The organism is Actinomadura napierensis (assembly GCF_039529375.1).
GTDB classification, from domain to species: Bacteria; Actinomycetota; Actinomycetes; order Streptosporangiales; family Streptosporangiaceae; genus Spirillospora; species Spirillospora napierensis.
The window spans coordinates 1-13716 of sequence record NZ_BAAAMR010000173.1; the positions used below are offsets into that span (position 1 = coordinate 1).

Below are 13716 nucleotides of genomic sequence, written 5' to 3' on the forward strand. Positions count from 1 at the left end.
CCGCACCGGCCGCACCCGCCGGGGGCGCGCCCGCGCCCGCGCCGGCGGCGACCGACCCCGGTCCGGCCGGCGACGCGTTCTACACCCCGCCGTCGCCGCTGCCCGCGGGCAAGCCCGGCGACGTCATCCGGGCCCGTCCCGCCAAGGCCGGCCCGCCCGCCGCGCGGGACCTCGCCGACGCGTGGCAGGTCATGTACCTGTCGACGGGCGCGCTCGGCAAGCCCGCCGCCGTCACCGGGATGGTGCTGGTGCCGAAGAGCGCCGACCCGGCCAAGGCGCCGATCGTCGGCTTCGGTCCCGGGACGAGCGGCCCCGCTTTCCGCTGCGCGCCGTCGAAGTTCATCGACCAGGGCGCCTTCTACGAGCAGTCCGCGGTCAACGAGATGCTCCAGGCCGGCTACGCCGTCGCCGAGACCGACTACCAGGGCTACCACGAGAACCCCACGACGACGTACGTGGTCAACTCGATGGGCTACGACCTGATCGACGCCGTCCGCGCCGCGCAGCGGCTGCCGGAGGCGGGTCTGTCGACGGACGCGCAGGTCGCGTTCCGCGGCTACTCGCAGGGCGGCGCCGCGGCGATGTGGGCGGGCCAGAAGCAGCCGGGCTACGCGCCGGAACTGAAGCTCGCGGGTGTCGTCGGCGGCGGGGTGCCGTCCGACCTCGCCGCGGTGGGCGCCCCGCTGGAGGGCGCGAAGCCGTTCGGATTCCTCCTGTACTCGATGGTCGGCATGGACAACGCCTACCCGGAGCTGAAGCTCGCCTCGTACGCCAACGACGCCGGCAAGGCGATGCTGGCCGATTTCCAGGGCAACGTCTGCACGCTGGAACTCCTGCTGGACTACCAGGGCAAGACCGTCCCGGACTACTTCACCTCCAGCCCCTACGGGAACGAGGACTGGCTGGCGCGGGTCGCGGAGAACACGCTCGGCGCCGACCCCATCAAGGTCCCGGTGTTCCAGTACCACTCCACCGCCGACGAGATCGTCGCCTTCGGGCAGGCCAAGGAACTGCGCGACAACTACTGCAAGCTCGGCGTCCAGGAGACGTGGAAGACCTGGGACAAGATCAGCCATATCACGCTGGTCTACCGCGGCAACCAGGACGCGATGGCATTTCTCGCCGACCGGTTCGCCGGAAAGCCGGCGACCTCCAACTGCTGACCGCGGTCCATCGGGGAATTCATCGGCCGGTCTCAGCTCGGCACCGGCGCAGTCGAGAAGGAGAAGGAAATGGTTCGGCGATTGATCGCCGGAGCGGTGCTGGCCGGTACGGCCGCCTGCTCCGTGGCCGGATGCGGCTCGGACGGCAAGAAGGACCAGGCCGGCCCCGAGGTGGCCTGGGCCGGCAAGGTCTGCACCGCGATGGCCAGGACGAGCGCGCTGTCGGTGCCGAAGCTGAACTCGGCCGACGTGCTGACGGACAAGAAGTCCCTGACGAAGCTCCTCGACGGCATCGGCAAGCGGATGGGGACGCTGGAGATGAACCTCCAGGGCGTGGGGGCGCCGCCGGTGCCGAACGGCAAGCAGCTGTTCACGACGGCCATGGGCAACCTCACCCGGACCCACTCGTCGGTCAGCACCGCCTCCAAGCGGCTCGACCGGGCGAAGGTCACCGACAAGAAGTCGCTGCAGACCGCGGTAAAGCAGGTCGGCACCGTGTTCGCGCAGTACAACACCTACCAGGGGCCGCAGCAGGACTTCCGCAAGGACCCCAAGCTGAACGCGGCGTTCGCCAAGGCCCCCGCCTGCCAGACCACCAAGCCGGGCTGATCCGTGCGGCGGGGGCCCCGGAGGTCACTTCGCGCCGGCGGACTTCATGCAGGCGAGGAGCGCGGCCTGCATCTTGGTGTCGCCCGGGCTGGGCGTGGGCTGCCAGTGGCCGACGTCGTCGGGCACCTTGACGCCGTGCGCGCGCATGCAGGCCACGAAGTCGTTGACGACCTTGGTCGGCGCGGAGGAGACCTGCGGGGCGCCGGGGGACGCGGCCGACCCGCCGGTGCCGCCGCCCCCGCCGCCGGAACCGCCGCCGGGGCCGGCGGGGACGGTGACGCCCGAGCTCGGCTCCGGGGCCGGCGCGGACGAGGAGGACGCGGCGCTCTTGCCGTCGCCACCGCCGCCGCAGGCGGTGAGGGAGAGCGCCGGCGCGAGCAGCAGGACTGCGAGACGACGTCGGTTCACTTCGGTTCCTTCCCGCGGGGTGGGGCCCTGACGATAGCCGGTTCCGCGCCGTTCGCGCGCCCTCTCCGGGCGGCCGGGGAACGTGTTGCCCGGCGCCAAATAAATGCCGGTGATCATCGAGAACATGTCAGTGCGGGATAGAAAGGCGCCGCCTTGACGATTTCGTCCCCCCGCTTCTTGCGAACCGAATTTACCCGCCAGTAGTTTTCCCTCGACCATGCGAAACGCGAAAGGAGGCCCGGCCGTGGCGGTACCGGTCATCGAATTCCCGCTGGGCGCGCTGCGCCAGGCGGGGCGGATGTTCGCGCTCGGCGCGACCGTGCTCGGCATGGCGTTCCGCCGGCCGTTCCAGTTCCGCGAGTTCGTCGAGCAGTTCTGGTTCATCGCCAGCGTGACGATCCTGCCGACCGCGCTGGTGTCCATCCCGTTCGGCGCGGTGACCTCGCTGCAGGTCGGCTCGCTCACCCAGCAGTTCGGCGCGCAGTCGTTCACCGGCGCGGCCAGCGTGCTGGTGGTGATCCAGCAGGCCAGCCCGATGATCGTGGCGCTGCTGGTGTCCGGGGTGGCGGGCTCGACGATCTGCGCCGACATCGGCGCCCGGACGATCCGCGAGGAGCTGGACGCGATGGAGGTGCTCGGCGTCTCGCCGATCCAGCGCCTCGTCGTGCCCCGCGTGCTCGCGTGCGTCGCCGTCGCGCTGCTGCTGAACGGCCTGGTCTCGGTCGTCGGCGTCGCGGGCGGCTACTACTTCAACGTCATGATGCAGGGCGGCACGCCCGGCGCGTACGTGGCGAGCTTCTCCGCCCTGGCGCAGCTCCCCGACATCTACGTGGGCGAGGCGAAGGCGCTGCTGTTCGGGTTCGTCGCGGGCGTGGTCGCCGCCTACCGGGGCCTGAACCCGAAGGGCGGGCCAAAGGGCGTCGGCGACGTCGTCAACCAGTCCGTCGTCATCACGTTCCTGCTGCTGTTCCTGATGAACCTCGTGATCACCGGGATCTACCTGCAGGTCGTCCCGCCGAAGGGCGGCTGACCATGAGCCTGCTGACGGCGGTGCGCGGCGGCCCCAACCGGTGGTTCGCCTGGCTCGACCAGCCCGGCGACCAGGGCACCTTCTATGTCAAGGCGCTGCTGTGGATGCCGCGCGCCCTGCACCGCTACCGCAAGGAGGTGCAGCGGCTGCTGTCGGAGGTCGCGTTCGGCAGCGGCGGCCTCGGCGTGGTCGGCGGGACGATCGGCGTGATGGTCGCGATGACCCTCGCGACCGGCGTCGTCGTCGGCATGCAGGGCTACTCCGCGCTCCAGCAGATCGGCACGTCGGCGTTCACCGGGTTCGCGTCCGCCTACATCAACACGCGGGAGATCGCGCCGGTGGTGTCGGGGCTCGCGCTGTCGGCGACGGTCGGCGCCGGGTTCACCGCGCAGCTCGGCGCGATGCGCATCAGCGACGAGGTCGACGCCCTGGAGGTCATGGGCATCCCCAGCCTGCCGTACCTGGTGACGACCCGGATCATCGCCGGTGCGATCGCGATCGTCCCGCTGTACGCGATCGGGCTGATGTGCGCGTACCTCGCGTCCCGCGAGGTCACGGTGAAGGTGAACGGGCAGTCGGCGGGCACCTACGACCACTACTTCGGGCTGTTCCTGTCGCCGACGGACGTGGTGCTGTCGTTCCTGAAGGTGCTGGTCTTCAGCGTCCTGGTGATCCTGTCGCACTGCTACTACGGCTACCGCGCGGCCGGCGGTCCCGCGGGGGTGGGGAAGGCCGTCGGCCGCGCGGTCCGCACGTCGATCGTGCTGATCAGCGTGAGCGACTTCTTCTTCAGCCTCGCGGTCTGGGGCACCAACACGACGGTGAAGGTGGCCGGATGAGCGCCCGGCGGGAGTCCCGCAGGCGGCGGGCGGGACGCGAGCGGGTCGCCGGGAGGCGGCTGGCCGGGGTGGCGTTCCTGCTGGTGCCGGCGCTGCTGGTCTGGCTGTCGATCGCGGTCTATGACAAGACGTTCACCAAGGCCAGCTGGGTGACGCTCAAGACGGCGAGCGCGGGCAGCGAGATGCACCCGCACGCGGACGTGAAGCTGCGCGGCGTCGTGGTCGGCGAGGTGCGGACGGTGTCGTCCAACGGCGGCGTCGCGACGCTGAAGCTCGCGCTCCAGCCGGACAAGGTGAAGATGCTGCCGCGCAACGTCACGGCGCAGCTGCTGCCGACGACGCTGTTCGGGCAGCGGTTCGTCGCGCTGATCCCGCCCGCGCAGCCGAGTCCGGCGCGGCTGACGGCGGGCAGCACCATCGGCCAGGACCGCTCGTCCAACGCGATCGAGCTGCAGCGGGTGATGGACAACCTGTACCCGCTGCTCACCGCCGTGCAGCCGGCGCAGCTGTCGGCGACGCTGACCGCGGTGTCGCAGGCGCTGAGCGGGCGCGGCGAGCAGCTCGGCGACACCCTCGTCGAGCTGGACGGCTACCTGAAGAAGATCAACCCGAGCCTGCCCGCGCTGAACCGGGACATCCGGGAGCTCGTCGCGGTCAGCAACGACTACGCCGAGGCGACGCCCGACATCCTTCAGGCGCTCAACGACTTCAGCTACACGACGCGCTCGATCGTCCAGCAGCGCAACGACCTGAGCCGGCTGTACGAGACCGTCACCGGCGCCTCGCAGGACATGTCCGACTTCCTCCATGAGAACTCGGCCAACTTCATCGCGCTCGCGGCCGACAGCCGCGCCTCGCTCCAGGTCCTGCAGAAGTACTCGCCGGAACTGCCCTGCACGCTGCGGATGCTGAACGACTTCATCCCGCTGATGGACAAGGTCCTCGGCAAGGGGACGGACCGTCCGGGCCTGCACGTGGACGTGACGACCGTCCAGAACAAGGGCCGGTACGTCCCCGGCAAGGACGCGCCCCGCTACACCGACAAGAGCGGCCCGCACTGCTACCCGGCCGGCGCCGCCACGAAGTCCGCGCCGCCGAACGCGGCCACCCCGGTCGCGGTGGCGCCCGGCGCGCTCGGCCTGCCGAACTCCCCGGAGGAGAACCGGCTGGTCAACGAACTGCTGGCGCCCGGCCTCCAGGAGGTGCCCGAGGACCTGCCCGACTGGAGCAGCGTCCTGCTCGGCCCCGTCTACCGCGGCACGGAGGTGAGGCTCAAGTGAACCGGAGGGGGCTGCTCGGGCCGCTGGTGAAGTCGCTGGTGTTCGTCGTGGTGACGGTCGTCGCGACGGCGCTGCTGGCGCTCAGCATCACGCAGACCGGGGGCGGCGGCACCGTCACCTACAAGGCGCGGTTCACCGACGCGTCCGGGCTGCGCGACGGCGACGGCGTGCGGATCGCGGGCGTCGAGGTCGGCCGGGTCGGCGGGATCAGGGTCGCGGGCCGCCGGCAGGCGCTGGTGACGTTCACCGTCGGGCGCGGGCACCGGCTGCCCGCCGCGTCCACCGCGACGATCAAGTACCTGAACCTGATCGGGCAGCGGTACGTCGAGATCGGCCGCGGGACGGGCGGCGTCGGCACGCTGAGGCCGGGCGCGACGATCCCGGTCGAGCGGACGGCCCCGGCGCTGAACCTGACGCAGCTGTTCAACGGGTTCCAGCCGCTGTTCCAGGCGCTGTCGCCGAAGGACGTCAACCAGCTCGCCGGATCGATCGTCCAGGTGCTCCAGGGCGAGGGCGGGACGGTCGAGGACCTGCTGTCCACGGTCGGGACGCTGACCCGCGGCATCGCCGACAAGGACCAGGTCATCGGGCAGGTCATCGACAACCTCAACGCCGTCCTCGACACGATCAACGGGCGCGGCGACAACCTGTCCAGCCTGATCACGACGCTGCGGCAGCTCGTGTCGGGCCTCGCAGGCGACCGGGCGTCCATCGGCAACGCGATCAGCGCGCTGGACGACCTCGCCGGCGTCACCACCGACCTCCTCCAGGAGGGCCGGGCGCCGCTCAAGCAGGACATCGCGCAGCTCGGGCGGCTGTCCACCAACCTCAACGGCGACTCCCCGACGATCGACCGGTTCCTGCGGACGCTGCCGGTGAAGATGGCGGCGATCGGCCGGATCGGCTCGTACGGGTCGTGGATGAACTTCTACATGTGCGAGGCGTCCGTGACCGGGGTGACCTACAAGCAGTACCCGGGCGAGACCCACCCGGCGCCGACCGGCGTGCACTCGGACGCGGCGAGGTGCGGGTCATGAGGCGGCCGCGGCTGAAGCCCGTCCGGGAGCGCAACCCGGTCCTCGTCGCGGTCGTGTCGATCACGATCATCGTCGCGGCCGGACTGGCGGCGTTCAACGCCAAGAACCTGCCGGTCATCGGCGGCGGGGCCCGCTACACCGCCGACTTCGGCGAGGCGGCCGGGCTGCGGTCCGGCAACGAGGTGCGGGTCGCGGGCGTGAAGGTCGGCGAGGTCACCGGGGTCCGGCTGGACGGCGCGAAGGTCGCGGTGTCGTTCCGGGTGAAGGACGCCTGGGTCGGCGACGCCAGCACCGTCGCGATCGCGATCAAGACGCTGCTCGGTGACAAGTACCTCGCCGTCGACCCGCTCGGCCCGCGCCGGCAGGACCCCGGAACGACCATCCCGCTCGACCGGACGACCTCCCCCTACGACGTGACGCAGGCGTTCCAGGACCTCGCCACGACGACCGGGCAGCTCGACTCGGCGAAGCTCGCGCAGAGCCTCGACGCGATCTCCGGCGCGTTCGCGCACACCGCGCCGAGCGTCCGGCAGGCGCTGACCGGCGTGTCCGCGCTGTCGAAGACGATCTCGTCGCGCGACTCGCAGCTGTCCCGGCTGCTCGCCAACACCCGGCAGATCACCGGGACGGTCTCCGGCCAGACCCAGGACGTCCAGGCGCTGCTGCGCGACGGGAACCTGCTGCTCACCGAGATCGGCCGGCGCCGCGAGGCGATCCACGGGCTGCTCGTCGGGACGCAGTCGCTGTCGCAGCAGATCACCGGGCTCGTCGACGACAACCAGGAGCAGCTCGACCCGACGCTGCGCGCGCTCGGCCGCGTCACCGACCTGCTCCAGAAGAACCAGGACAACCTGGACCGCGCGCTGAGGACGGCCGGCCCGTACACGCGGCTGCTCGGCAACACGATGGGCAACGGCCGCTGGATGGACGGGTACCTGTGCGGGCTCGTCCCGAAGGAGTACGCGCCGGCGGCCACACCGGACAAGGGCTGCAAGCCGCCCGAGAAGGGCGGGCACTGATGCTGCGCAAGCTGGCCGGCCCGGCGTCGCTGGTCGCCACCGGGCTCGCCGTCATCGCCGCGGCCGTCGTCGCGTTCGTCGTGCTGCGCCCGGCGGAGGGCACCCGCGTCACCGTCTACTTCCACGACGCCGTCGGCGTCTACAAGGGCTCGGACGTGCGGGTCCTCGGCGTGAAGGTCGGCACGGTGAACTCCGTCCGGGCGCAGGGAACGCAGGTCAGGGCGGTGATGACGGTCGACCACGGGATCGGCGTCCCGGCGGACGCGAAGGCCGTCGCGATCGCGCCGAGCCTGGTCGCGGACCGGTACGTCCAGCTCACCCCCGCCTACACCGGCGGCCCGAAGATGGCGAGCGGCGCGACGATCCCCGCCGAGCGGACGGCGACGCCCGTCGAGCTCGACCAGATCTACGACAGCGTCCGGAAGCTGTCGGACGAGCTCGGCCCGAACGGCGTGAACAAGGACGGCGCGCTCTCCCGCGTCCTCGGCACCGGCGCCGAGAACCTCCAGGGCAACGGCCAGGACATCCGCACCACGACCGAGCGAATGGCGCAGGCCGCCAAGACCCTGTCGGGCTCGCAGAAGGACCTGTTCGCGACGATCTCGAACCTGTCGACGTTCACCACGATGCTGAAGACGAACGACGGGCAGGTCCGGCAGGCCGAACGGCAGCTCGCGGACGTTTCCGGGTTCCTCGCCGACGACCGGTACGAGCTGGACGCGGCGCTGAAGGCGCTCGCCGCCGCGCTCGCCAAGGTCAAGGTCTTCATCCACGACAACCGCGAGCAGATCAGCACGAACGTGCGGAAGCTGTCGAAGATCACGCAGCTGCTCGTCGACCAGCGGCGGTCCCTCTCCGAGGCGCTGGACGTCCAGCCGCTGAACGTCACCAACGTCCTGAACGCCTACGACCCGAAGACCCGGACGCTGATGGGCCGCGGCGACCTCAACGAGATGAGCCTGCCGCTGCCGGCGGCCGGCCGGGCCGCGCCCGCGGGCGGCGCGGGGAAGGGGGCGCCATGAGCCGCGCGCACCTCCGGCGCGTCCGGAACGCGGCACTGGCCGCCGCACTCGCCTCGGTGACCCTCGGCGGCTGCGGGCTCGGCGGCTTCTCCGGCGTCCAGGACCTGCCGCTGCCCGGCGGCGCCGACGTCGGCGACCACCCGTACACGGTGAAGGCGCAGTTCGCGAACGTGCTGAACCTCGTCCCGCAGTCGGCGGTGAAGGTCAACGACGTCGCGGTCGGCAGGGTCGTGAAGGTGTCGCTGCCGGACGGCGGCTGGACCGCCGTGGTCACCATGAAGATCAACGGTGATGTCCGGCTGCCCGCGGACGCCTACGCGCAACTGGAGCAGTCGAGCCTGCTGGGCGAGAAGTTCGTCCAGCTCAGCGCCGCACCGCAGGACACCGGGCTCCCGGGTGGCGCCGCCGCGCCGGGCGGTGCCGCGCCGGGCGGGCCCGCGCCGTCCGCGAGCTCGGGAAGGCTCGCGGACGGCGCGGTGATCCCGGTGTCGCGCACCAACCGGAACCCGGAGGTCGAGGAGGTGTTCGGCGCGCTGTCGCTGCTGCTGAACGGCGGCGGGATCGCGCAGCTGCGCACCATCACCACCGAGATGAACAAGGCCCTCGACGGCAACGAGCCGCAGATCCGCTCGCTGCTGGAGCAGGCGCGCAGGCTCGTCGGCGACCTCGACGCCAACCGGAAGGGCATCACCGACGCGCTGGACGGCGTCAACCGCCTGTCGGCGACCCTGCGCGCCCGCCAGGGGCAGATCGGGGTCGCGCTCGACGACCTCGAACCCGGCCTGAAGGTGCTGGAGGAGCAGCGCGGCGCGCTCGTCCGGATGCTGAACTCGCTGAACGACCTGTCCGGCGTCGCCGTCACGACCGTCCGGCAGAGCCAGGACGACCTCGTGGCGGACCTCAAGGCGCTGGAGCCGACGCTGCGCAAGCTGTCGGACGCGGGGCACGACCTGCCGAACGCGCTGCAGGTGCTGCTCACCTACCCGTTCACCGACGCGGTCCTGCCCGCGATCAAGGGCGACTACCTGAACGTCTATCTCCAGGTCACCGCGCAGCCGGGGACCCAGATCGTGCCGCCGATCGCACCGCTGCCCACGGCCGGGGACGGCAAGCCGGCCGGCGGCTCGGGCGGCGGCGGCTCGACGGGGCAAGGGGGCTGACCGGATGCTGACCATCGGCACCAGGATCAAGAACGTCGTGTTCCTGATCGTCGGCGCGCTCGCGATGTGCTACGTCGGCCTGAACTACGCCGACCTCGGCGGATACGTCGGGCTGAAGAACTACTACGTCGTCAAGGTCGACCTGCCCGAGGCGGGCGGGCTGGCGAAGAACGCCGACGTCACCTACCGCGGCACGTCGGTCGGGCGCGTCGGCGGCCTGGAGCTCACCGGCGACGGCGTCATCGCCGACCTGCGGATCCGCAAGTCGGCGCCGAAGGTGCCGCGGGACACCCAGGCCGTCGTGGCGGACCGGTCGGCGATCGGCGAGCAGTACCTCGACCTGCGGCCCCGCACCAACGCCGGCCCCTACCTCGCCGCCGGCTCGGTCATCCCGCGCTCCTCGGCCACCACCCCCGCACCCGTCACCGACCTGCTGACCAGCGTGAACAACCTCGCGGCGTCCGTCCCGACCGGGTCGCTGCGGACGGTCGTCGCCGAACTCGGCACGGCGTTCGCCGGCCAGGGCCCGAACCTCCAGGCCCTGCTGGACAACAGCCACACCCTCACCGAGGCCGCCGACCGCAACATCGAACCGACGCGGTCGCTCATCGGCGACAGCCAGACCGTCCTGCGGACCCAGGACGAGGAGTCCGGCGCCCTGCAGGCGTTCGGGCGGAACGCCCGGCTGCTGTCGCAGCAGCTGCGCGCGTCCGACCCGGCGTTCCGCAAGCTGGTGTCGACGGCGCCCGGCGCGGCCGGCGAGCTCCAGGGCCTCGTCCGCGACCTCGACCCGTCGATGAGCGTCCTCGTCGCGAACCTGCTGACCACCTCCCGCGTCCTCCAGCCGAGGACGGACGGCCTCGAACAGCTGCTCGCCAAGCTCCCCGACGCCGTGTCCATGGGCCTGACCGTCGCGCAGGACGGCCACCTCAGCTTCGGGATGGTCAACACCTTCTTCAACCCGCTGCCCTGCACGTCCGGGTACGGCGGGACGGAGTACCGCAACGGGCTCGACACGTCCGCCGGGCCCGCCCTCAACACGGCGGCCCGCTGCACGGCCCCCGCGTCCAGCGGCGTCAACGTGCGCGGCGCGGCGAACGCGCCGCACGGGCCCGTTCCCGCGGCGGCGCGTCCCGGCTCGGTGCTCGGCGGCGGAACGGCGGCGTCCGCGTCCGCCCTGCCGGGGGCGCTGGCCCTGCCGGGCGTGGCGCCGGGACCGTCCGGGATGAGCGCGCTGCTCGGCCTTCCGGGAGGGCACTGATGGCCACCACCGCGAAGGCCGAGGCCCCACCGCGGCCCCGCACGAAACGGCGGCCCCTGCTCGCCGGGTGGGGCCTGATCGGCTGGGCCGCCATCCTCGCCGCCGCGGCCTTCCTCGGCTGGACGGCCTGGACGCTCTTCCACGGCGGCACCGGCCACGAGAGCGGACCCGAACGCGAACGCGGCATCGTCCTGCGCAGCGGCGAGCGGGAGATCGCCGCGCTCAACACCATGGACCGCGCCGACCCGTCCGGCGGGCTCAGGGCATGGCTGGACGCCTCCACCGGCCCCCTGCACGACCAGCTCCAGCGCGACGAACCGCAGAACCGCGCCAAGATCGGCACGTCCCGGACCAGCGCGTCCGCGACCGTCACCGGCGCCGCCGTCACCTCCCTCGACACCGCCGCCGGCAAGGCCCGGATCATCGCGTCGGTGCGGGTCGAGCTCACGCCGCAGGGCGGCGCGCCCACGCTCCAGCGCAAGCGCTTCGAGGCCGGCGTCGTCCGGACCGCGTCCGGCTGGAAGCTCGAATCGCTCACCTCGATCCCGGCCGGTGCCCGATGAGCCGCCTCCTCGCCCTCTCCAAGCCGCTCGGGATCGCGTTCGGGCTCGTCCTCGTCGCGCTGCTCCTGCACCCCCTCGCCGGACGGCTCCGCCACGACGACGCCCCGCACGACCGGGCCGTCCTCGACGGCGTCGCCACCACCAACGTCACCGGCGACGTGTCCACCGCGCTGAGCCGCATCTTCAGCTACACGCCCGCCGACGTGGACGCCGCGCAGCGCGCCGCGTCCGAGGTGCTCACCGGCTCCGCCGCAGCCCAGTACGAGCAGATCTTCGGCCAGGTGCGGCGGCAGGCGCCCGCGCAGCGCGTCACCCTGACCACCCGCGTCGTCCGCGCCGGCGTCGTCTCCCTGGTCGGCGACACCGCGCGGCTCCTGGTGTTCCTCGACCAGACCGCCACCCGCGCCGGCAGGCCCGACGGCACCCCCGCCGCCGCCCAGCTCACCGTCACCGCGCACCGCGACGGCGGCCACTGGCGCATCACCGAGCTGAAGTCGGCGTGACCGGGAGGCCCGCGATGCCCCAGACCGACACCGTCCGGCGGACGGCCGCCTGCCTCGCCGTCCTCGCCGCGCTCTTCGCCGCCTGGGCCGGCTGGAACTGGTACTCCGCCGCCCACGACGGCGCCTACGCCTACTCCCGCACCCGCGACGACGTCCTGCAGAGCGCCGAGCAGGGCGTCCAGAACCTCAACACCCTCGACTACCGCGCCGTCGACGCCGGGCTCCGGAGCTGGCTGGACTCCACCACCGGCGACCTCCACCAGCAGATCGCCCAGGGCCGCGGCTCCTTCACCGACCAGGTCCGCAAGGCCCGCACCGTCACCACGGCCAGGATCCTGGACGCCGCCGTCTCCGAACTGGACGAGCGGTCCGGCAAGGCGAGCGTGCTGGTGGCCGTCGAGACCACCGTCACCCCGCCGGACGGCGCCCCCGTCACCAAGCAGAACCGGCTGGAGGCCCGGCTCGCCCGTAGCGGCGGCGGCTGGCGGCTCAGCGACCTCGGCCAGGCCCCGACGGGCACGACGTGAGAGGACGGCCCGCCATGGCCGCGCAGACCACCCGCATCCTCGGCGGCGCCCGCTGGAAGGCCGCCGCCGCCTCGCCCCTCGCCCTCGGCCTGCTCGCCGTGCTGCTCGCCGCGTCCGGGATCTGGATGCACCGGCAGGCGAGCGGCGTCCGCGCCGACCCGGCCGTCCGGAACACCGCCCTCACCGACAGCGCCGCCACCAGCCAGGTCAAGGGCGCCGTCGCCGGCATGGTCGGCGCGCTGTTCTCCTACGACTACAACGACCCCGGCCGCACCGACGCCGCCGCCCGCGCCGACCTCTCCGGGGACGCCGTCCGCCGGTACGCGGCGCTGATGGGCAAGGTCCGCGGCGACGCGCCGCGGGAGAAGACCGTCCTGAGCACCAAGGTCACCGACAGCGCCGTCATCAGCCTCCAGGACGGCCGCGCCCGCCTCCTCGTCTACGCCGACCAGCAGACGACCCGCACCAGCGACGGCAAGAGCACCACGTCCCCCGCCATGCTGGCCGTCACCGTCGCCCGCCATTCCGGCCACTGGCGGATCACCGGCCTGAACACGTTCCAATCCTGAAAGACCGCCCGCCGCGCGACGGCTCCGGCCTGCCCGCGGCGCGGGGCCCGCCGTTTCCGTCGGATTTCCAGAATGGTGAAACGGAAATGCCGGGCTACCTGCGGTTTTGTCATTCGACTCCACGAAAGGCCGCTGAACGGTTTATTTCAGCGACAATCGGAATCGGGTCCCCATCCGGGATCCTGGGGAACGCCGGCGACCGGCGGACCTGGGACAGGGGGATCGACGCGTGGTGCGAACAGGGTTGGACAGGCGGGCCTTCGAGGCCGTCCCGGCATGGGTGGCGCGGCGGCTGCGGCCGCACGTGGACCGGGCGGCCGACGAGGTGCTGAACGAGCTGCGGCACGGCGATCCGCCGCTGGGCGAGGAGGAGGCGTGCCGGGCGCGCGCCGGGGTCGCCGCCGGGATCCGGCACTTCTGCGACCTCGTCGAGGACCCCGGCGCGGGCTGGGACCGGGTGGCGGCGTTCTACGTGCGGGTCGGACGCCACCAGGCGCGCGACGGCCGCGACCCGGTGGAGACCCAGCAGGTGCTGCGCCGGTCCGCGCTCGCGGCCTGGCGGACGCTCGCGGCCGTGCCGGGCGGCCTCGAACTCGACGTCGACGCGCTCAGCGTCGTCGTGGACGCCCAGTTCTGCTACATGGACGCGGTGTCGGAGGTGATCGCCGCCGGGTACGCGGCGGAGGTCGCCGCGCGGGCCGGCGGGGCGGACGACCTCGCCGCGCG

Annotated in this window: 15 protein-coding genes and 1 pseudogene; 15 read left to right on the top strand and 1 reads right to left on the bottom strand. The window is 72.4% G+C overall.

Going from position 1 to position 13716, the window contains the following annotated elements:
• Together ABD296_RS46455 and ABD296_RS46460 are read left to right on the top strand one after the other, a co-directional pair.
• Window positions 1-1163, top strand: a 1163-nt coding sequence (locus ABD296_RS46455) for a lipase family protein (RefSeq protein WP_344283868.1), incomplete at its 5' end; no start/stop codon positions are given.
• A 69-nt stretch (window positions 1164-1232) separates the two neighbouring features.
• Window positions 1233-1772: a hypothetical protein gene (locus tag ABD296_RS46460; protein WP_344283870.1), complete on the top strand. Its 540-nt coding sequence runs from the start codon at window positions 1233-1235 to the stop codon at window positions 1770-1772.
• 24 nt (window positions 1773-1796) lie between these two features.
• Here ABD296_RS46460 and ABD296_RS46465 read toward each other — a convergent pair whose 3' ends face one another.
• Window positions 1797-2180, bottom strand: coding sequence for a hypothetical protein (locus ABD296_RS46465; RefSeq protein WP_344283873.1), 384 nt, complete (start codon window positions 2178-2180; stop codon window positions 1797-1799).
• Window positions 2181-2424: 244 nt separating this feature from the next.
• Between ABD296_RS46465 and ABD296_RS46470 the strand changes: the two genes are divergently transcribed.
• The 13 genes and pseudogenes from ABD296_RS46470 to ABD296_RS46530 form a co-directional block, all read left to right on the top strand.
• Window positions 2425-3210 (top strand): MlaE family ABC transporter permease, encoded by a 786-nt coding sequence (locus tag ABD296_RS46470; RefSeq protein WP_446474096.1) that lies wholly within the window; start codon window positions 2425-2427, stop codon window positions 3208-3210.
• A 2-nt stretch (window positions 3211-3212) separates the two neighbouring features.
• A complete protein-coding gene (locus ABD296_RS46475; RefSeq protein ID WP_344283876.1) occupies window positions 3213-4049 on the top strand; it encodes an ABC transporter permease in 837 nt (278 codons plus the stop codon).
• On the top strand, window positions 4046-5329 hold the full coding sequence (locus ABD296_RS46480) for an MCE family protein (protein WP_344283879.1): 1284 nt from the start codon (window positions 4046-4048) through the stop codon (window positions 5327-5329). Before ABD296_RS46475 ends, ABD296_RS46480 begins: the two co-directional genes overlap by 4 nt.
• Window positions 5326-6366: an MCE family protein gene (locus ABD296_RS46485; RefSeq protein ID WP_344283881.1), complete on the top strand. Its 1041-nt coding sequence runs from the start codon at window positions 5326-5328 to the stop codon at window positions 6364-6366. The genes ABD296_RS46480 and ABD296_RS46485 overlap by 4 nt, the downstream gene beginning before the upstream one ends.
• Window positions 6363-7385, top strand: coding sequence for an MlaD family protein (locus tag ABD296_RS46490; protein WP_344283883.1), 1023 nt, complete (start codon window positions 6363-6365; stop codon window positions 7383-7385). The genes ABD296_RS46485 and ABD296_RS46490 overlap by 4 nt, the downstream gene beginning before the upstream one ends.
• Window positions 7385-8407 carry an MCE family protein gene (locus ABD296_RS46495; protein WP_344283886.1) on the top strand — a complete coding sequence of 341 codons (1023 nt, stop codon included), beginning with the start codon at window positions 7385-7387 and terminating at the stop codon, window positions 8405-8407. Before ABD296_RS46490 ends, ABD296_RS46495 begins: the two co-directional genes overlap by 1 nt.
• Window positions 8404-9567: an MlaD family protein gene (locus ABD296_RS46500; RefSeq protein WP_344283889.1), complete on the top strand. Its 1164-nt coding sequence runs from the start codon at window positions 8404-8406 to the stop codon at window positions 9565-9567. Before ABD296_RS46495 ends, ABD296_RS46500 begins: the two co-directional genes overlap by 4 nt.
• 4 nt (window positions 9568-9571) lie before the next feature.
• Window positions 9572-10828 (top strand): MlaD family protein, encoded by a 1257-nt coding sequence (locus ABD296_RS46505; protein WP_344283892.1) that lies wholly within the window; start codon window positions 9572-9574, stop codon window positions 10826-10828.
• Window positions 10828-11391, top strand: a complete 564-nt coding sequence (locus ABD296_RS46510; RefSeq protein ID WP_344283895.1) for a hypothetical protein — start codon at window positions 10828-10830, stop codon at window positions 11389-11391. The genes ABD296_RS46505 and ABD296_RS46510 overlap by 1 nt, the downstream gene beginning before the upstream one ends.
• A complete protein-coding gene (locus tag ABD296_RS46515) occupies window positions 11388-11894 on the top strand; it encodes a hypothetical protein (RefSeq protein ID WP_344283897.1) in 507 nt (168 codons plus the stop codon). The genes ABD296_RS46510 and ABD296_RS46515 overlap by 4 nt, the downstream gene beginning before the upstream one ends.
• Before the next feature lie 14 nt (window positions 11895-11908).
• Window positions 11909-12421 carry a hypothetical protein gene (locus ABD296_RS46520; RefSeq protein WP_344283899.1) on the top strand — a complete coding sequence of 171 codons (513 nt, stop codon included), beginning with the start codon at window positions 11909-11911 and terminating at the stop codon, window positions 12419-12421.
• A 14-nt stretch (window positions 12422-12435) separates the two neighbouring features.
• Window positions 12436-12990, top strand: a complete 555-nt coding sequence (locus tag ABD296_RS46525) for a hypothetical protein (RefSeq protein WP_344283901.1) — start codon at window positions 12436-12438, stop codon at window positions 12988-12990.
• A 232-nt stretch (window positions 12991-13222) separates the two neighbouring features.
• Window positions 13223-13716, top strand: a pseudogene (locus tag ABD296_RS46530) (PucR family transcriptional regulator); the annotation flags it as partial.

Coding starts and splice junctions, on each gene's coding strand:
- ABD296_RS46460 (WP_344283870.1), top strand. CDS start 1,233: ATGGTTCGGCGATTGATCGCCGGAGCGGTGCTGGCCGGTACGGCCGCC.
- ABD296_RS46475 (WP_344283876.1), top strand. CDS start 3,213: ATGAGCCTGCTGACGGCGGTGCGCGGCGGCCCCAACCGGTGGTTCGCC.
- ABD296_RS46480 (WP_344283879.1), top strand. CDS start 4,046: ATGAGCGCCCGGCGGGAGTCCCGCAGGCGGCGGGCGGGACGCGAGCGG.
- ABD296_RS46490 (WP_344283883.1), top strand. CDS start 6,363: ATGAGGCGGCCGCGGCTGAAGCCCGTCCGGGAGCGCAACCCGGTCCTC.
- ABD296_RS46495 (WP_344283886.1), top strand. CDS start 7,385: ATGCTGCGCAAGCTGGCCGGCCCGGCGTCGCTGGTCGCCACCGGGCTC.
- ABD296_RS46500 (WP_344283889.1), top strand. CDS start 8,404: ATGAGCCGCGCGCACCTCCGGCGCGTCCGGAACGCGGCACTGGCCGCC.
- ABD296_RS46505 (WP_344283892.1), top strand. CDS start 9,572: ATGCTGACCATCGGCACCAGGATCAAGAACGTCGTGTTCCTGATCGTC.
- ABD296_RS46510 (WP_344283895.1), top strand. CDS start 10,828: ATGGCCACCACCGCGAAGGCCGAGGCCCCACCGCGGCCCCGCACGAAA.
- ABD296_RS46515 (WP_344283897.1), top strand. CDS start 11,388: ATGAGCCGCCTCCTCGCCCTCTCCAAGCCGCTCGGGATCGCGTTCGGG.
- ABD296_RS46520 (WP_344283899.1), top strand. CDS start 11,909: ATGCCCCAGACCGACACCGTCCGGCGGACGGCCGCCTGCCTCGCCGTC.
- ABD296_RS46525 (WP_344283901.1), top strand. CDS start 12,436: ATGGCCGCGCAGACCACCCGCATCCTCGGCGGCGCCCGCTGGAAGGCC.